Raw genomic sequence first — 15,099 nt, 5'->3', positions numbered from 1 at the left:
TGAACGTCATCCGAGTGCGGCGTTCCACTCGCTTTCGTCGAACCCGACCAGCAGCCCTCCGGGGTGATCGATCACGGGGCGCCGGATGCACGAAGGCTGCGCGACCATCAGCCGGATCGCCTTTTCCGAATCGAGATTTTCCTTCTGCGCCGGCTCGAGCTTGCGGAAGGTCGTGCCCTGGCGATTCAGGACGCGTTCCCAGCCGACCGCCTGCACCCATCCGCGCACGAGATCCTGGTCCGCACCTTCCTTCTTGAAGTCGTGAAACTCGAAGTCCCGGCCCTTGGCATCGAGCCAGGTACGCGCCTTCTTCACGGTGTCGCAGTTGGGGATGCCATAGAAGTGGATCGTCATGTCTCGTCTGCCTTGAATCGATGGACGCGGGGCTGCGCGCAGGCGAACAGCGTGTAATCCGCGTAGTAGTCCTGCCGGCCCTTGTGCTGGACCGCGCGGTGTTCGGCAAGCCGCCCCCATGCCCGGGCCGAAGCCTCGTCGTCCCATTCGCTGACCGCCACCACCTCGCCATCGTCGGCGGTGTACGACTTGAACGAGCGGTAGCCCGGCTGGGACAACGCCATCGCCTCCATCTCGGCGGCGTCGGCGGCATAGGCGTCGTGGTCCATGCCGGCGCGCTTGCGATTGCGGAATACGACGAGGAACATCAGCCTGTCCCGGTCCATTTTGCCGAGGGCATGTCACGCCTGTCACACAGTTCTGGGACCAAAGAACGAGACCGGTCGAGCGGCGCTGAAGAATGATCGGAAAGGGCCGGGCGAGCAGTCATTCCGGGCCCGCTTAGCAACCCGGTATCAAGTAGGAAACTCACCCGCCCAGGTGCGCGTCGGCGATGGCCACGGCCAGCGCGTCGGCAGCATCGGGTCCGGCAATCGCCGCGCCGGGCAGCAGTACCTTCAGCATCGCCTGGACCTGCGCCTTTTCGGCGCCGCCGGTACCGACGACCGCCTTCTTGACCAGCCGGGCGGCGTGTTCGCGCACGGGGACCCCCGCGCGACCGCAGGCGGCCAGCACCGCGCCGCGCGCCTGCGCCAGCTTCAGGGTCGATTGCGGGTTCTTGTTGGCGAAGACTTCCTCCACCGCCACCCGGTCGGGCGCATGGGCGGCGATCACCGCGGCAACCGCATCGTGCAGGTGGTGCAACCGATCGGCCATCGACGCCTTCGCCTCGGTCGGCACCTGCCCGTTGGCGATGTGAGTCGTGCGCGATCCCTCTACCCGGATGACGCCCCATCCGGTGCACGAGAGCGACGGGTCGAGGCCGAGGACGATCATGCGTGGAATGGCGCCGATCTAGCGGTCACAGTCGCAGCCCCAAGCGCGGCCCGAAGTGCATCATCACCAGATAGAGCGCGACGGTCAGGGCGCATCCGAGCGCGAGCGATAGCCAGAAATGCACGCCGTTGCGCAGCAGGAGCGGGATCAGCAGGAACATCGGCAGGCTCGGCAGGACGTACCAGAACGTAGCGGCCGAATGGACCGCCATGTTCTCGGCGTCCGGGCGCGCCTGCCACAGGAAGATCATCCCCAGCACCGACACCAGCGGCAGCGACGCGACGATGGCCGCGGTCGCGGGCAAGCGCCGTCCCAGCTCGGAAATGGCCGCGATCATCGACCCGGCAAGCAGCGCCTTGGCGACGATCGCCCACATCTAGTGCCCCTCCCGCGTGCGGACGGGGGTCGGGGGGTGGGCGCGAGTGCAGGACGGGCCCACCCCCGGCCCCTCCCGCGAGCGGGAGGGGAGACCCATCACCCCAGCTTGTCCATGATCTCGTCGCTGACTTCGTAGTTGCCCCAGACGGTCTGCACGTCGTCGTCGTCGTCGAGGGTGTCCACAAGCTTGAGCAGCGTGCCGGCATTCGCCTCGTCCACCTCGACCGTGATGTTGGGCTTCCACGCGAGCTTGACGCTTTCGGCCTCGCCCAGCACCTTTTCGAGCGCGCCGGCCACTTCGTGCAGCGCTTCCATGTCGGTCCAGATCGTGTGGCCTTCATCGCCGCTCTCGACGTCGTCGGCACCCGCTTCGATCGCGGCCTCGAGGACTTTCTCCTCGTCGCCCGCGCTCGCCGGATATTCGATCAGTCCCTTGCGCTCGAAGCCGTGGCTCACCGCGCCGGTCGCGCCCAGGTTGCCGCCATTCTTGCTGAACGCGGTGCGCACGTTGGTCGCGGTGCGGTTGCGATTGTCGGTCAGAGCCTCGACGATCAGGGCCACGCCGCCGGGGCCGTAGCCTTCGTAGCGCACTTCCTCGTAGTCCTCGCCGCCCGCCGCCGCGGCCTTGTCGATCGCGCGCTGGATGTTGTCCTTTGGCATCGATGCGGCCTTGGCGTTGTTGACCGCCAGCCGCAGGCGCGGGTTCATGTCCGGATCGGGCGTGCCCATCTTGGCCGCGACGGTGATCTCGCGGCTGAGCTTGCTGAACTGCGCCGAGCGCTTCTTGTCCTGCGCGCCCTTGCGGTGCATAATATTTTTGAACTTGGAATGGCCTGCCATAAGTCCGTTCTTGCATGACGTATCTGGAACGGGGGCGCATTAGCCGCATGAGCGGGCAACCTACAAGAGCCGGGTGGGCATTGCCCGCGCCCGCCAGTTGGCGCACGTGGTTCGGCTTCATACGCCGGCCGGCCCTCCCCGATCGTGCGGACACCCGGATCGCGCCGGGATTCGCGGCGGTGCTCAAGCTTTTCGCGCTCGACATCGCGTTCATGGCCGTGCTCCTGGGCAGCCTGGCGCTGGCGGTGCAGATCGGGTTCGACATGCCCGAACACATGCTCGACGAGCTCGCACTCTCCGCGCCACTGATCGCCCTGATCGTCATCGGTGCGCCTGTGGGCGAGGAGATCGCTTTTCGCGGCTGGCTCTCGGGGCGTCCGGGGCACCTGCTGGCGACACCTCTGCTGTTCGTTGCGCTGCTCGCGCTTCTCGGCGCAGCGGCACCGTTCGGCGGCGAGTCTGAGGGTGCGATGCCGCTTATGATCGTCGCGGCGGTCGCTGCACTGGCTGCAGTCGCCGCCCTGTTTCTGCTGCGAAAGCGGAACGCCGTCCGCTGGTTCCAGCGGCACTTCGCATGGTTCTTCTGGGTCAGCGCGATCGCCTTTGCGGCGGTCCACCTGACGAACTTCGCAACCGCGGGCCCCGCCATGCTGCCGCTGGTCCTGCCGCAATTGATGCTGGCCCTGCTGCTGGGGTACCTGCGAGTGACTCACGGATTGTGGAGCGCGGTGCTGCTGCACATCCTCCACAACGGCCTGTTCATTTCGCTGGTGCTGGCGTCATCCAGCGGGGGATCGTGACGATCGGGCGTTAGTCCCGGCGGACGACCTTTCCCGCCTTCATCACGAAATCGACGTTCTCCAGTTCGCGCACATCGGCCAGCGGATCGCCGTCGACCGCGATCATATCGGCGGCCATGCCCGGGGCGATGCGCCCGATCTCCGACCTGCCGAGCGCTTCGGCGGCATCGGCGGTAGCGGCCTTGATCGCCTGAGCCGGGGTCATCCCGGCATCGACCATCAGCGCGAATTCCTTGGCGTTCTCGCCGTGCTTGCTGACTCCGGAATCGGTGCCGAACGCGATCCTCACCCCGGCGGCAATCGCGCGGCGATGGCTTTCCCGGGCGGCCGCGCCGGCTTCCTCGGCCTTCGGTATGGTGGCGGGTGGCAGCAGACCGGCGCGGGCCTGCTGCAGGGCGGTGACCGGCGCGATCATGGTCGGTACGAGCCATGTCCCGCGCGCCTTCATCAACCGGACCGTCGCATCGTCGAGGAACGTGCCGTGATCGATCGTGTCGACACCGGCCTCCACCGCGGCGGCGGTGCCTTCCTTGGCGTGGCTGTGCGCGGCGACCTTGCGGCCGAGAGCGTGCGCGGTATCGATCACCGCCTTCATTTCCTCGGGCATCATCGCCCGGCCAAGCCCGCCGGATACGTTGGACAAAACGCCGCCGGTGGCCATGAACTTGATGACCTGCGCGCCGCGCCCGACCTGGCGGCGCACCGCGCGCCGGCAGTCGTCCGCGCCGTCGCAGGTGTTGACCACCTCGGGCTCTACCGCATGAGCGATCGTTGCCGACAGCCCGTTGAGCGGATCGCCGTGACCGCCGGTCACCGATATCGGCTCGCCCGCGTTCACAATGGTCGGCCCCTCGACATCGCCGCGCGCGATGGCATCGCGCAGCGCGCGAATGGAGCGCGCGGTGCCGCCCAGATCTCGCACGGTGGTGAATCCGGCGCGCAGCGTCGTGCGCGCGTTGCCCGCGCCGTACAGCACATCATCTTCGTCTTCGCTGGTCAACGCTTCGAGCCGCGCGCGCAGCGGATCGCCGCCTATGCCGAGGAGATGGACGTGCATGTCGATCAGCCCCGGCAACACGAAGCTGTCCTTCAGGTCGACCAGGGTCGCACCGGCTTCGGGAACGACCAGTCCGTCGCGGACCTCGGCCACCTTCCCGTCGCGAACGATGATCGTCGAGGGACCGCGAGGCGCCTCACCCGGCCGGTCGAGCAGACGGCCTGCATGGATGTAGGATACCGCAGCAGTTTCCTGCGCCGCGACGGCTCCGGGCACGAGCGCAAGCGCGCTTGCAGCGGACAGCATGAAACGCTTCATCGGCAAGATTCCCCCTTTTGCGGCAAGGGTCTAGCACCCTCCCGCGCAGGGGCAACAGACGATGGATATCAGACCGTGACCGCCGTCCCGCTGACGCTGACCATCAGCATCGATCCGTTCTGGCCGAGCACCTCGTAGTCGATATCGACCCCGACGACCGCATTGGCTCCGAGCGCGAGCGCCTGGTCCTCCATTTCGGCAATCGCCTCGCCTCTCGCGCGGGCCAGCACGTCCTCGTATTTGCCCGAGCGACCGCCGACGATGTCGGTGATCGAGGCGAAGAGATCGCGGAATATGTTGGCGCCTACGATGACCTCTCCGGTCACTATACCATGGTATCCGCGAATCGACCGGCCCTCGATCGACGGGGTGGTAGTAACGATCATCCCACCGCCGCCCGGCTTATCCGAAGTCGAACCGGTCGGCGATCCGCTCCAGGGATTGGGTCTGCTAGCCATTGACGATCATGCCTCCGTTCGGGTGCAACACCTGTCCGGACATATAGCTCGAATCCTCGCAGGCCAGGAACAGAAAAGCCGGCGCCACCTCGTTGGGCTGACCGGGGCGACCCATCGGCGTGTCCTCGCCGAAATGCTCCAGCTTCTCGGGCGAGGAGCCGCCGCACGGATTGAGCGGGGTCCAGATAGGTCCCGGCGCCACGGCATTCACCCGGATGCCCTCGCCGACCAGGTTCTCGCTCAGGGACCGCGTAAAGGCTGTGATCGCACCCTTGGTGGCGCTGTAGTCGAGCAGTTCGCCGCTGCCCTGGTACATCGTCACGCTGGTGCAGTTCACGATCGCCGCACCCTTTTTCAGGTGTGGGCGTGCTGCCTGGACGAGGTAGAACATCGAGAAGATGTTGGTCTGGAACGTCCGCTGGAGCTGCTGGGCGGTGATGTCGCGGATGTCCTTGTCGGGATGCTGCTCGCCCGCGTTGTTGACCAGCACGTCGAGCCGGCCCCACTTGGAAATCACCTTGTCGATCAGTGCCCGGCACACGTCGGGATCGCCCAGATCGCCGCGGTGGAGCAAGGCTTCGCTGCCTTCGTCCTCGATTCGGTCGGCGACAAAGCGGGCATCATCGTCTTCCTCGAGATAGGCGACGGCGACCTTTGCCCCTTCGCGGGCGAACAGGATGGCGGTGGCCCGACCGATCCCGCTATCGCCGCCGGTAACGATCGCGACCTTGCCCTTCAGCCGGTCCGAGCCGGGGTAGCGCGGCTGCCAGTCGGGCTTGTCGTCCATCGCGGATTCGTGGCCGGGCATCCGCGGCTCTTCGCAGGTTTCCTCGACGAAGGCCTTGTCTACGGTATGGGTATCGGTGCTCATGGATGCGACTCCTCGATTGGGTTCGCTTGATCCAATGAGCGAGGCAACCAGCCCGTTCCGCGGTTCGTCCCGCGCAGGGTTCAGCCCAGGCCGAGCGCGGCCTTGTAGGTATCGAGCAGCATTTCCATTTCGCTGCGGTCGTCGGGCTTCATCTTCCGTAGGCGGACGATCTGGCGCATGATCTTTGCGTCGTAACCCACCGCCTTGGCCTCGGCATAGACGTCACGGATGTCGTCGGCGATGCCCTTCTTCTCTTCCTCGAGGCGTTCGATGCGCTCGATCAATAGGCGCAGGCGGTCGTCGGTGGCTTCGGCCATTTTGGTATCACAGCTCCGGTGAATGAGAATCGGTTGCCGGTCCGATAGCCAGCCCGCCGCCCCCTTTGAAGGTGGGGTGGAAAACTATTCCGGGGCGTTGCGCGCGATGCTCGCGGCCATCCGGTCGAGCTGGTCCTGCGTCGCGGGCGACCGGTGCCTGGCCTTCCATTCGTCGGCCGGCAAGCCGTGGATGAGTTCGCGCGCCGCGTCATTGTCGCCCGGATAGCCCGCGTCGCGGATCCAGTCGGCAAGGCAATTGCGGCAGAACCCGGCCAGCCCCATCAGGTCGATGTTTTGTGCGTCCGTGCGATGGCGCAAATGCCGCACCAGTCGCCGGAATGCCGCTGCCGCCTGCGCGTCGTCGAGTGCATCGAGCGGATCGGAATTCGTATCCATTGCGACTCCATCCTTGTCTTGAGGCCCAACCCTGCAATAGGCGGCGGGAATGCATAAGCTCGAACCGCGCAACCGCAAGGTCAAGGTACTCGCCACGATCGGACCGGCCAGCCGATCGCCCGAAATGCTCGCGAAGCTCCTGCGGGGCGGTGCCGACGCGTTTCGCGTGAATATGAGCCACGGCGCCCACTCCGATCACGCCGCGACGATCAAGGCGATCCGCGACCTTGAAAAAACCTCCGGTCGCCCGATCGCGATCCTTGCGGACCTTCAGGGCCCCAAGCTGCGCGTGGGCACGTTCAGGGACGGACAGGCGGTCATCCGCCATTCGGGCCACTTCACGCTCGATCGCAATCCGGATCCGGGCGACGAAACCCGCGTCGAACTGCCGCACCCCGAACTGTTCGAAGTCCTTCACAAGGGGCAGCGGCTGCTGATCAACGACGGGAAGATCCGCCTCAAGGTGATCAAGGCCGAGGCCGAGAGTATCCTTTGCTCGGTCGAAGTCGGCGGGGTCATCTCCGATCGCAAGGGCGTGAACGTGCCCGATGCAGAGGTCCCGATCCCGGCGTTGACCGAAAAGGATCGCAAGGACTTGGCGTTCGCGGTGCAGCAGGGGGTCGACTGGATCGGCCTTTCGTTCGTCCAGCGGCCCGAGGACCTTGCCGAAGCGCGCAAGCTGATGGGCGGCCCCGGGGGGCAGGCACCCGCGCTGTGCGCCAAGATCGAAAAGCCGAGCGCGGTGCGGCGCCTGCCCGAATTGCTGGAGCTGGCCGACGGGATCATGGTCGCGCGCGGCGATCTGGGGGTCGAACTCGATCCAGAGGAAGTGCCGCCGCTGCAGAAGAAGATCGTCAACGCCGCGCGCAATGCCGGCAAGCCGGTGATCGTGGCGACGCAGATGCTCGAATCGATGATCGAGAGCCCGACCCCGACCCGCGCCGAAGTCTCCGACGTCGCCAATGCGGTCTACGACGGGGCCGATGCGGTCATGCTGAGCGCGGAAACCGCGGCCGGCGACTGGCCCGAGGAAGCGGTTGCGATCATGGACCGCATCGCCACCCAGGTCGAACGCGACGACGCCTACCTGGAGCGAGTCCGTCTGCTCGACACCCCACCCGACAAGACGACCGCCGATGCCTTGAGCCACGCGTGCATGACGATTGCCGATACCGTCTCGGTCAGCGGGATCATCGTGTTCACCGGTTCGGGAAGCACCGCGCGCCGGGTCGCCCGCGAGCGCCCCAGTGTGCCGATGCTGGTCCTGACCCCATCCACCCGGACCGCGCGCCGCGTCGGGCTGTTATGGGGTGCCCACGCGGTGACCACCAAGGACATCGGCAGCTTCGAAGAGATGATCGCCAAGGGCAAGCGAATGGCCCTGCGGCATGGCTTCGGAACCGCCGGGAGCAAGCTGATCGCGCTGGCGGGCGTACCCTTCGGCACGCCCGGCAGCACTAATCTTCTTCACGTGGTCACCTTGGCCGGGGACGAGCTGTCTCGTCATGGCGGCCAGGGCACCTAGATGGGGTCAGGGGCTGACCGGCGAATCCTCGTCATCGTCCGACAGGATCAGCGCGAGCATCCCGACAGCAGCGATGGCGATGATTATGAGCGCGTTGCCGAAGCCCGATCCGCCTCCAAGCTCGGAACCGTCCTCCACTGAAGCAGCGGTGCGTGCAGTAGACGGTGCGGGGGCAGCCTGAGCGGCGACGGGCAGCGTGACCAAAGCGGCGGCGGCGGCGGCAAGGGCTGTCTTGCGGAAAATCATAAACGGCCTTTCGTTAGGCCAGCTTCGTGCTGGCTAGCCCGTCCCTAACCAGCAATTTCGCCAGGGGTTGCGTCAGCTAACGGAAATAGAGGTGAACTGTGCCGCCTGCGCGGTCGGTTTCAATCGCCGGCCGCCGCTCGCGATAGTCTGACGCGGGCCTCGCTCTCGCCGATCAATGGCAGCAATTGCGCCATGTCGGGTCCGTGATCCTTGCCCGTGAGCGCGCGGCGCAACGGCAGGATAAGTGCCTTGCCCTTCCGACCGGTCGCATCCCTCAGGGCACCCGTGAGCGTGTGCCACGGGTCGTCGCTCCACTTAAGAAGGCGCGTAGCCTCGGCGAGGTATGGCCGGTCCTCTGCATCGAACGGCGCTGGATCCACCGGCCCCGTCACGATCGCCCACCAATCCGCTGCGTCCTCCACCTTTTCCAGGTTCGGTCGGATCGCGAGCCAGCCGCGCTCGTCCATTCCATGCGGAAGCCGCCCGGCCACTTCCGCGAATGGCAACTGGTGAACCAGCGCATGGTTGATGCGCGCAAGCTCCGCCTCGTCGAACCGGGCGGGCGCGCGTCCGAACGTGGCGAGGTCGAATGTGTCGATCAGCCTGGCACGATCGGCAATCGGTTCGACCGGCAGGCTGGTACCCAAGCGGGCCAGCAGCGCGACCAGCGCGGCGGGCTCGATGCCCGCTTCGCGCAGGGCGCCCGCCGACAGTGATCCGAGGCGCTTCGACAGCTTGCCTTCGGTGCCGACGAGCAGCGCTGTGTGCGCGAAGCGCGGCAGTGTTCTGGTTGCACCGAACCCTGCAGCAAAAAGTGCGGTAAACATCTGAATTTGCACGGCGGTGTTGCTGACGTGGTCTTCGCCGCGCAGCACGTCCGTCACGGCCATTTCGGCATCGTCGATCGCGCTCGGCAGCATGTAGAGCCACGATCCGTTGGCACGGCGGATGACAGGATCGGACAGTTGCGCCGGGTCGAAATGCTGGGGCCCTCTAACCCCGTCGATCCACTCGATCGTCTCGGCATGATCGAGCAGGAAGCGCCAGTGCGGCACCGCGCCATCGGCTGCCAGCCGCGCGTGATCGGCCTCCGTCAGCGACAGCCCTGCCCGATCGTAGATCGGCGGTAGTCCCCGGCCCAGCAGCACCTTGCGCTTGAGGTCCAGTTCCTGCGCGGTCTCGTAGCAGCGATAGACGCGCCCCGCTTCGCGCAGGCGCGCGAACGCATCCTCGTAGATCGCCAGCCTCGCAGACTGGCGTTCCTCCCCGTCGGGTTCCAGCCCGAGCCACGACAGGTCGGCGCGGATGGCGTCGACATACTCCTCGCGGCTTCGTTCGGCGTCGGTATCGTCGATCCGCAGCATGAAGCGTCCGCCATGCTTGCGCGCCAGCAGCCAGGCATGAAGCGCCGTGCGGATGTTGCCGACATGGAGCAGGCCGGTGGGCGAGGGCGCGAAGCGGGTGACGATCATCCGCGCGCCATAGCCGATTGGCCGCTCAGGTGAAGCGGGCGCGTGCCTTCTCGAGATCGGCGAGCATCGTGTCGATCGCGCGATTGTCTTCCGGCGATCCGTGCTTGCGGACATAGCTTTCGAGCTCCGCGATCTCGATTCGCGCCGCCTCGATCTCTCCCAGAAGCTCCCACCGCACTTTCGCCAGCTCCTCGCGATAGCGCGTAAGCCGCTCGGGCGGCAAGCCGACGGGTTCCTTGCGGGCGACCGTCCGCCAGCGTTCGCGCACGATGCGCTGGGTCTTTTCCAGATGCTTGCGGATGATCGCGACGGCCAGCGCGTGTTCGCCCGCGGCGACCATCCCGTCGAGCGCCGCAAGGTTGCGCACCGTCGCCCATCCGGTCGAATGAAAACTGCCGAGCGTCATCAGCCACTTTGCGACGAGTTCCGTCTCGCGCGCTTCGACGTACAGGCGCACGAGCGGCAGGGAGAGGCTGTCGCCCCGGTCGAGGAAGAGCTGCGCCGCGTCGTCCGCCGGGATCTCTCCGGCGCGGCCCGCCTTCGACGCGGCGATCTCCACCGCTTCGAGATCCACGCGGAAGTTGCGAAATTTCGGCTTGGCAGCATCGACGAAGCGCTGGCCCAGCGCCGCGAGGTGGCGGGGAGGCGGCGCGGCGTCCTCGAACATGAGGCGTTCGAACGGGCTGCGATCGTCGGCTCCGGTCATGCGTCTATCGGCTCAGTTCGAACACGGCGTGCTCGGCGCGCAGGTTGGCGAGGCTCGCACCGATCTCGCGGTCGCCGGCAAAGAACCAAGCGCGCTCGCACTTCACGCCCATCGCCGCGATCAGGTCGCGGAAGTCCGAGACGGTCATGTGGTGGATGTTCTGCGTCTCGTACCAGCTCACCGGCAAGTGCCGCGTGACCGGCATGCGCCCGCCCAGCGCCAGCGCGGCGCGCATCCGCCAATGCGCGAAATTCGGAAACGAGACGAAGGCCTGCCGTCCGACACGCAGCAGTTCGTCCAGCATCCGGTCGGGCCGGGCGGCGGTTTGCAGGGTCTGCGACAGGATCGCATAGTCGAACGCCTTGTCGGGATAGTCGGCAAGGTCGCGGTCGGCATCGCCCTGCACCACGCTCAATCCCCGCGAAACGCAGCGTTCGACCAGTTCGGGATCGATCTCCATGCCACGCGCGTCGCACCCTTTTTCCGCGAGTGCGGCCATCAATGCGCCGTCGCCGCAGCCGATGTCGAGCGCGCGGGCGGCGGGCTGCACACGCGCCGCGATCACCGCAAGATCGGGCCGCAAGTTCATCCGATGAATCCCTTCACGACCCGGTCCAATGCGGGCACGTCGAGCAGGAAGCTGTCGTGCCCGTGCGGCGCGCTGAGTTCGACGAAGCTCACCGCCGCGCCGGCGGCGTTGAGCGCATGGACGACGTGTCGGCTTTCCGCCGTCGGATAGAGCCAGTCGGAATCGAAGCTGACGAGGCAGAACCGCGCAGGCGAGCCGGCGAACGCCTTGGCGAGCAAGCCGCCGTGTTCCTCTGCAATGTCGAAGTAATCCATCGCGCGGGTGATGAAGAGGTAGCTGTTGGCATCGAACCGCTGGGTGAACCCGCTGCCTTGGTAGCGCAGGTAGCTTTCGACCTGGAAGTCGGCGTCGAAGCCGAAGGTCTTGCTGTCGCGGTCCTGCAGGTTGCGGCCGAACTTTTCGGTCAGCCCGCTTTCCGACAGGTAGGTAATGTGCGCTGCCATGCGAGCGACCGACAGCCCCTTGTCGGGTGCGTGGCCCGATCCGTAGTAGTCGCCGCCCTGCCAGTCCGGATCGGCCATCACCGCCTGCCGTCCCACTTCGTGAAACGCGATGTTCTGCGCCGAATGGCGGGCCGTCGTGGCGATCGCGAGCACGCGTGCGGCCCGATCGGGGAAGTTGGCCGCCAGGCTCAATGCCTGCATCCCGCCCATCGAGCCGCCGACGACCGCATGCAGCCGCTCGATGCCCAACCCGTCGAGCAGCGCGATCTGCGCGCGGACCATGTCGCGGATGGTGATCACGGGAAACCGCATCGCATAGGGCCGGCCGTCGCTCGCCGCGCTGGCCGGACCGGTCGATCCCATGCAGCCGCCGATCACGTTGGCGCAGATCACGTGGAAGCGGTCGGTATCGATCGGCTTGCCCGGCCCGACCATTCGCTCCCACCAGCCGGGCTTGCCGGTGACGGGATGGCGCGATGCGACGTACTGATCGCCCGTCAACGCGTGGCAGACGAGGATCGCGTTGCCCTTGTCCGGTGCGAGTTCGCCGTATGTTTCGTAGGCGACCTCGACCCCCGCCAGCGCCTGCCCGCCGTCGAGCAGCAGCGGCGACGGTAGCGGATAGAGCTTGGTGGCGATCGCGGGGGCCATGGCGGCGCGGCTTGGCGGCATCGGGCGCGCGCTGTCAACAAGTCTCGCAGAGCGCGGGCGAAGGAGGATTTTGTTCGCAAGGCGCGCGCCAGCGGCTATGCGCCGGGCCGATGCCAGACCGCCCATCCCTGAAGCCGTGGATCGAGGACATTCACGCCTACGTTCCCGGCAAGTCTGCCGGTAGCGACGGCAAGCCGCTCGTAAAGCTTTCGGCCAACGAGAACCCGCTGGGGACTTCGCCCGCGGCGCTGGCCGCTCTGGCCGACCCGGCTCCCCCCAGCCGCTATCCCGATCCCGACAGCGTGGTCCTGCGCGAAGCACTGGGAGCCAAGTTCGACATCGACCCGGCGCGCATCGTCTGCGGAACGGGCTCGGGCGAGCTGCTTCATTGCGCGGTCCAGGCATTCGCGGGTCCGGGCGACGACGTGGCGATGCCGCGCTATTCGTTCTCGCTCTATCCCTTGCTCGCGCGGAAGGTCGCGGCGAACGCCGTCTTCGCCGAGGATGTCGATCACGCGCCGACGGTCGACACGATGCTCGCCGCCGTGACGGATCGCACGCGGGTCGTCCTGCTCGACAATCCGAACAATCCGGTGGGGTGCTGGTTCGATGCGGACGCGGTGGCGCGGCTCCATGCCGGACTTCCCGCCGATGTCCTGCTGGTGGTCGATCAGGCTTATGCCGAATACCTTGCCGACGGACGCGACGATGGTGGCATAGCGCTGGCCGGCCGGAACGAAAACGTGCTCGTCACGCGCACGTTCTCCAAGGCGTACGGGCTTGCCGGCGAACGCGTGGGCTGGGCGACCGGCGCTCCGGGACTGATCGGCGCGATCAACCGGCTTCGCGGCGCATTCAACGTGACCAACGCGGGGCAGGCCGCTGCACTCGCCGCCCTCGGCGACGACGCGTTCGTCGCGCGTAGCCGCGCCGAGAACGCAGCGAGCCGGACACGGCTGGTCGAGGGGTTGTCGGGCCTGCGCAATCACGGCGTCCGCCCGCTGCCGAGCGAAGGCAACTTCGTGCTCGTACTGTTCGAAGGAGCGCTGACCGCCGAAGCCGCGCTCGCTGCCCTGGCAGATGCAGGCTATGCCGTGCGCCACCTGCCCGGCCAAGGCCTGGGCCATGCGCTGCGCATCACCATCGGCACGAGCGACGACATGGACGCGGTCGCTGGCGCCATTCGCGCCGCTGCGGAGCGCGCCGGATGACGTTCACGCGCATCGCGGTGATCGGACTCGGGCTGCTGGGCGGTTCGGTCGGGCTCGCGGTGCGCGAGAGCCTGCCCGGCTCCTCGACGACAGGCTACGATGCGGATCCCGACGTGCGGCAGCGGGCGGCCGAGCGCGGGCTGGTGGACACCGTCTGCGATACCGCCGCCGAGGCGGTTGCCGGGGCCGAGCTCGTCGTGTTCTGCGTGCCCGTGGGCGCAATGGGCGCGGCCGCGGCAAAAATCGCCGGTGAACTTTCCCCCGGTGCGATCGTCACCGACGTCGGCTCGTCGAAGGCCGCGGTGGGCGAGGCGCTCCGCTCCGCCCTGCCTGGCGCGACCGTTATCCCCGCGCACCCGGTCGCGGGCACCGAACGAAGCGGTCCCGATGCGGGTTTCGCAAGCCTCTTCCGCCACCGCTGGTGCATCCTCACCCCGCCCTCAGGCACGGACCAGGCGGCTGTCGCGCGGCTGTCCGCGTTCTGGGAAGCGCTCGGCGCCAACGTCGAGATCATGGATGCCGCGCACCACGACCTGGTGCTCGCCGTGACCAGCCACATCCCGCACCTCATCGCCTACACGATCGTCGGCACCGCCTCCGACCTCGAGGAAGTGACGCGGGGCGAGGTGATCAAGTATTCCGCCGGCGGTTTCCGCGATTTCACCCGCATCGCCGCAAGCGATCCGGTCATGTGGCGCGACGTGTTCCTGACCAACCGCGAAGCCGTGCTCGAGATGCTCGGGCGCTTCACCGAGGACCTGACCGCGCTCCAGCGGGCGATCCGCAACGGCGACGGCGACGCATTGTTCGACCTGTTCACCCGCACCCGCGACATTCGCCGGTCGATCGTGGAACAGGGCCAGGACGACGCGCGGCCGGACTTCGGCCGGTCAGACCACTGACGGATCGCGGTTGAGCGCGTTGATGGCCGCATGGACGCGCGCCTCGACTTCCTCGCGCTTAAGGCCCGGCGGAATGGGCTCGCCGAAGCGGTAGGTGATCGGCCCCGAGCGTTTCCATCGCCGGTGATACAGCGGGCCGCTATCGACCGCGACGGGCACCACCGGCAGCCCGAGCAACTTGTAGAGCCCGGCAAACCCGGCCTGAAGCGGCGGCTCGGTGCCGTGAGGGACCCGCGTTCCTTCCGGAAAAATGACCAGCGGCCTGCCGGTATCCGAATAGGCCTTGGCAGAGGCGATCATCGCCCGCAGCGCCCGCGCCCCCGCTTCGCGCTCTACCGGAACGATGCCGTATGCTGCCGCCGCCGGTCCCCAAAGGGGAATCCTGAAAAGCTGCTCCTTGGCGAAGACGACCGGCAGGTCGAACAGCGCGGGCATGTCGATCGCCTCGAAAAAGCTTTCGTGCTTGATCGCATAGAGCACCGGCCCTTCCACCGGCCCGCTCCCTTCGATGCGCACCTCCATCCCGAGCAGCCACCTGGCGCAGGTCCGCTGCCAGCGGGACCAGCCGCGCACGATGCGGCGAAACAGCGGGACGTCGAACGGCAGCGCGATCAGCGAACCCGACGTGTAGACGATCGAGCCGAGGTAGAAGATCACGTAGAAGGCAAGGCTGCGCAATACCGACATCG

20 protein-coding genes are annotated in these 15,099 nt (G+C 67.0%); 4 read left to right on the top strand and 16 right to left on the bottom strand.

What is annotated here, in order from left to right; all coding sequences use genetic code 11:
- Window positions 1–6: 6 nt before the first annotated feature.
- The 5 genes from AR323_RS03055 to AR323_RS03035 form a co-directional block, all read right to left on the bottom strand.
- Window positions 7–354, bottom strand: coding sequence for an arsenate reductase (locus AR323_RS03055; protein ID WP_057882448.1), 348 nt, complete (start codon window positions 352–354; stop codon window positions 7–9).
- Window positions 351–662, bottom strand: coding sequence for an antibiotic biosynthesis monooxygenase family protein (locus AR323_RS03050; protein ID WP_057882592.1), 312 nt, complete (start codon window positions 660–662; stop codon window positions 351–353). Before AR323_RS03050 ends, AR323_RS03055 begins: the two co-directional genes overlap by 4 nt.
- 160 nt (window positions 663–822) lie before the next feature.
- Window positions 823–1,290, bottom strand: coding sequence for a crossover junction endodeoxyribonuclease RuvC (gene ruvC / locus AR323_RS03045; RefSeq protein ID WP_057882447.1), 468 nt, complete (start codon window positions 1,288–1,290; stop codon window positions 823–825).
- Window positions 1,291–1,315: 25 nt separating this feature from the next.
- A complete protein-coding gene (locus AR323_RS03040) occupies window positions 1,316–1,666 on the bottom strand; it encodes a DUF3147 family protein (protein WP_057882446.1) in 351 nt (116 codons plus the stop codon).
- Window positions 1,667–1,764: 98 nt separating this feature from the next.
- On the bottom strand, window positions 1,765–2,508 hold the full coding sequence (locus AR323_RS03035) for a YebC/PmpR family DNA-binding transcriptional regulator (RefSeq protein ID WP_057882445.1): 744 nt from the start codon (window positions 2,506–2,508) through the stop codon (window positions 1,765–1,767).
- A 47-nt stretch (window positions 2,509–2,555) separates the two neighbouring features.
- Between AR323_RS03035 and AR323_RS03030 the strand changes: the two genes are divergently transcribed.
- The gene (locus AR323_RS03030; RefSeq protein ID WP_161808707.1) at window positions 2,556–3,308 is read left to right on the top strand and encodes a CPBP family glutamic-type intramembrane protease; all 753 of its coding nucleotides are present in this window, start codon (window positions 2,556–2,558) and stop codon (window positions 3,306–3,308) included.
- 10 nt (window positions 3,309–3,318) lie between these two features.
- Here the strand turns inward: AR323_RS03030 and AR323_RS03025 are convergent, their stop codons facing one another.
- From AR323_RS03025 to AR323_RS03005, 5 genes are all read right to left on the bottom strand, one after another.
- Window positions 3,319–4,623: a metal-dependent hydrolase family protein gene (locus AR323_RS03025; RefSeq protein WP_057882443.1), complete on the bottom strand. Its 1,305-nt coding sequence runs from the start codon at window positions 4,621–4,623 to the stop codon at window positions 3,319–3,321.
- 68 nt (window positions 4,624–4,691) lie between these two features.
- The gene (locus tag AR323_RS03020) at window positions 4,692–5,009 is read right to left on the bottom strand and encodes a heavy metal-binding domain-containing protein (protein ID WP_057882442.1); all 318 of its coding nucleotides are present in this window, start codon (window positions 5,007–5,009) and stop codon (window positions 4,692–4,694) included.
- Between the two features lie 64 nt (window positions 5,010–5,073).
- Window positions 5,074–5,952: an SDR family oxidoreductase gene (locus AR323_RS03015; RefSeq protein ID WP_083495196.1), complete on the bottom strand. Its 879-nt coding sequence runs from the start codon at window positions 5,950–5,952 to the stop codon at window positions 5,074–5,076.
- 80 nt (window positions 5,953–6,032) lie between these two features.
- Window positions 6,033–6,269, bottom strand: a complete 237-nt coding sequence (locus AR323_RS03010; RefSeq protein ID WP_057882441.1) for a DUF2312 domain-containing protein — start codon at window positions 6,267–6,269, stop codon at window positions 6,033–6,035.
- Between the two features lie 84 nt (window positions 6,270–6,353).
- Window positions 6,354–6,665, bottom strand: a complete 312-nt coding sequence (locus AR323_RS03005) for a DUF1244 domain-containing protein (RefSeq protein WP_057882440.1) — start codon at window positions 6,663–6,665, stop codon at window positions 6,354–6,356.
- Between the two features lie 49 nt (window positions 6,666–6,714).
- Here AR323_RS03005 and pyk point away from each other — a divergent pair, with 49 nt between their 5' ends.
- On the top strand, window positions 6,715–8,190 hold the full coding sequence (gene pyk / locus AR323_RS03000; RefSeq protein ID WP_057882439.1) for a pyruvate kinase: 1,476 nt from the start codon (window positions 6,715–6,717) through the stop codon (window positions 8,188–8,190).
- A gap of 6 nt (window positions 8,191–8,196) precedes the next feature.
- Here the strand turns inward: pyk and AR323_RS02995 are convergent, their stop codons facing one another.
- The 5 genes from AR323_RS02995 to metX form a co-directional block, all read right to left on the bottom strand.
- On the bottom strand, window positions 8,197–8,436 hold the full coding sequence (locus tag AR323_RS02995; protein ID WP_057882438.1) for a hypothetical protein: 240 nt from the start codon (window positions 8,434–8,436) through the stop codon (window positions 8,197–8,199).
- A 119-nt stretch (window positions 8,437–8,555) separates the two neighbouring features.
- A complete protein-coding gene (locus tag AR323_RS02990) occupies window positions 8,556–9,908 on the bottom strand; it encodes a glutamate--tRNA ligase (RefSeq protein ID WP_057882437.1) in 1,353 nt (450 codons plus the stop codon).
- A 25-nt stretch (window positions 9,909–9,933) separates the two neighbouring features.
- Window positions 9,934–10,614, bottom strand: coding sequence for a hypothetical protein (locus AR323_RS02985; RefSeq protein ID WP_057882436.1), 681 nt, complete (start codon window positions 10,612–10,614; stop codon window positions 9,934–9,936).
- Between the two features lie 4 nt (window positions 10,615–10,618).
- A complete protein-coding gene (metW, locus tag AR323_RS02980) occupies window positions 10,619–11,203 on the bottom strand; it encodes a methionine biosynthesis protein MetW (RefSeq protein WP_057882435.1) in 585 nt (194 codons plus the stop codon).
- Window positions 11,200–12,297: a homoserine O-acetyltransferase MetX gene (gene metX / locus AR323_RS02975; RefSeq protein ID WP_057882434.1), complete on the bottom strand. Its 1,098-nt coding sequence runs from the start codon at window positions 12,295–12,297 to the stop codon at window positions 11,200–11,202. Before metX ends, metW begins: the two co-directional genes overlap by 4 nt.
- 110 nt (window positions 12,298–12,407) lie before the next feature.
- Between metX and AR323_RS02970 the strand changes: the two genes are divergently transcribed.
- Together AR323_RS02970 and AR323_RS02965 are read left to right on the top strand one after the other, a co-directional pair.
- Entirely contained in the window at window positions 12,408–13,508 is a 1,101-nt protein-coding gene (locus tag AR323_RS02970; protein WP_057882433.1) for a pyridoxal phosphate-dependent aminotransferase, read from the top strand.
- On the top strand, window positions 13,505–14,410 hold the full coding sequence (locus AR323_RS02965) for a prephenate/arogenate dehydrogenase family protein (protein ID WP_057882432.1): 906 nt from the start codon (window positions 13,505–13,507) through the stop codon (window positions 14,408–14,410). The genes AR323_RS02970 and AR323_RS02965 overlap by 4 nt, the downstream gene beginning before the upstream one ends.
- On the opposite strand, the gene AR323_RS02960 is transcribed toward AR323_RS02965, so the two are convergent.
- The gene (locus AR323_RS02960; RefSeq protein ID WP_057882431.1) at window positions 14,399–15,097 is read right to left on the bottom strand and encodes a lysophospholipid acyltransferase family protein; all 699 of its coding nucleotides are present in this window, start codon (window positions 15,095–15,097) and stop codon (window positions 14,399–14,401) included. The genes AR323_RS02965 and AR323_RS02960 overlap by 12 nt on opposite strands.
- Between the last annotated feature and the right edge of the window lie 2 nt (window positions 15,098–15,099).

It is taken from the genome of Tsuneonella troitsensis, from assembly GCF_001441535.1.
Lineage (GTDB): Bacteria > Pseudomonadota > Alphaproteobacteria > Sphingomonadales > Sphingomonadaceae > Tsuneonella > Tsuneonella troitsensis.
This window is presented reverse-complemented; position numbering and strand designations above follow the sequence as displayed.

What these genes read in the sequence shown, in the direction of transcription:
- AR323_RS03040 (WP_057882446.1), bottom strand. Translation starts at nt 1,666, where the DNA reads ATGTGGGCGATCGTCGCCAAGGCGCTGCTTGCCGGGTCGATGATCGCG.
- AR323_RS03030 (WP_161808707.1), top strand. Translation starts at nt 2,556, where the DNA reads ATGAGCGGGCAACCTACAAGAGCCGGGTGGGCATTGCCCGCGCCCGCC.
- AR323_RS03055 (WP_057882448.1), bottom strand. Translation starts at nt 354, where the DNA reads ATGACGATCCACTTCTATGGCATCCCCAACTGCGACACCGTGAAGAAG.
- AR323_RS03035 (WP_057882445.1), bottom strand. Translation starts at nt 2,508, where the DNA reads ATGGCAGGCCATTCCAAGTTCAAAAATATTATGCACCGCAAGGGCGCG.
- AR323_RS03005 (WP_057882440.1), bottom strand. Translation starts at nt 6,665, where the DNA reads ATGGATACGAATTCCGATCCGCTCGATGCACTCGACGACGCGCAGGCG.
- metX (WP_057882434.1), bottom strand. Translation starts at nt 12,297, where the DNA reads ATGGCCCCCGCGATCGCCACCAAGCTCTATCCGCTACCGTCGCCGCTG.
- pyk (WP_057882439.1), top strand. Translation starts at nt 6,715, where the DNA reads ATGCATAAGCTCGAACCGCGCAACCGCAAGGTCAAGGTACTCGCCACG.
- AR323_RS02970 (WP_057882433.1), top strand. Translation starts at nt 12,408, where the DNA reads ATGCCAGACCGCCCATCCCTGAAGCCGTGGATCGAGGACATTCACGCC.
- ruvC (WP_057882447.1), bottom strand. Translation starts at nt 1,290, where the DNA reads ATGATCGTCCTCGGCCTCGACCCGTCGCTCTCGTGCACCGGATGGGGC.
- AR323_RS02990 (WP_057882437.1), bottom strand. Translation starts at nt 9,908, where the DNA reads ATGATCGTCACCCGCTTCGCGCCCTCGCCCACCGGCCTGCTCCATGTC.
- AR323_RS02960 (WP_057882431.1), bottom strand. Translation starts at nt 15,097, where the DNA reads ATGTCGGTATTGCGCAGCCTTGCCTTCTACGTGATCTTCTACCTCGGC.
- AR323_RS03020 (WP_057882442.1), bottom strand. Translation starts at nt 5,009, where the DNA reads ATGATCGTTACTACCACCCCGTCGATCGAGGGCCGGTCGATTCGCGGA.
- AR323_RS03050 (WP_057882592.1), bottom strand. Translation starts at nt 662, where the DNA reads ATGTTCCTCGTCGTATTCCGCAATCGCAAGCGCGCCGGCATGGACCAC.
- AR323_RS02985 (WP_057882436.1), bottom strand. Translation starts at nt 10,614, where the DNA reads ATGACCGGAGCCGACGATCGCAGCCCGTTCGAACGCCTCATGTTCGAG.
- AR323_RS03015 (WP_083495196.1), bottom strand. Translation starts at nt 5,952, where the DNA reads ATGAGCACCGATACCCATACCGTAGACAAGGCCTTCGTCGAGGAAACC.
- metW (WP_057882435.1), bottom strand. Translation starts at nt 11,203, where the DNA reads ATGAACTTGCGGCCCGATCTTGCGGTGATCGCGGCGCGTGTGCAGCCC.
- AR323_RS02965 (WP_057882432.1), top strand. Translation starts at nt 13,505, where the DNA reads ATGACGTTCACGCGCATCGCGGTGATCGGACTCGGGCTGCTGGGCGGT.
- AR323_RS02995 (WP_057882438.1), bottom strand. Translation starts at nt 8,436, where the DNA reads ATGATTTTCCGCAAGACAGCCCTTGCCGCCGCCGCCGCCGCTTTGGTC.
- AR323_RS03025 (WP_057882443.1), bottom strand. Translation starts at nt 4,623, where the DNA reads ATGAAGCGTTTCATGCTGTCCGCTGCAAGCGCGCTTGCGCTCGTGCCC.
- AR323_RS03010 (WP_057882441.1), bottom strand. Translation starts at nt 6,269, where the DNA reads ATGGCCGAAGCCACCGACGACCGCCTGCGCCTATTGATCGAGCGCATC.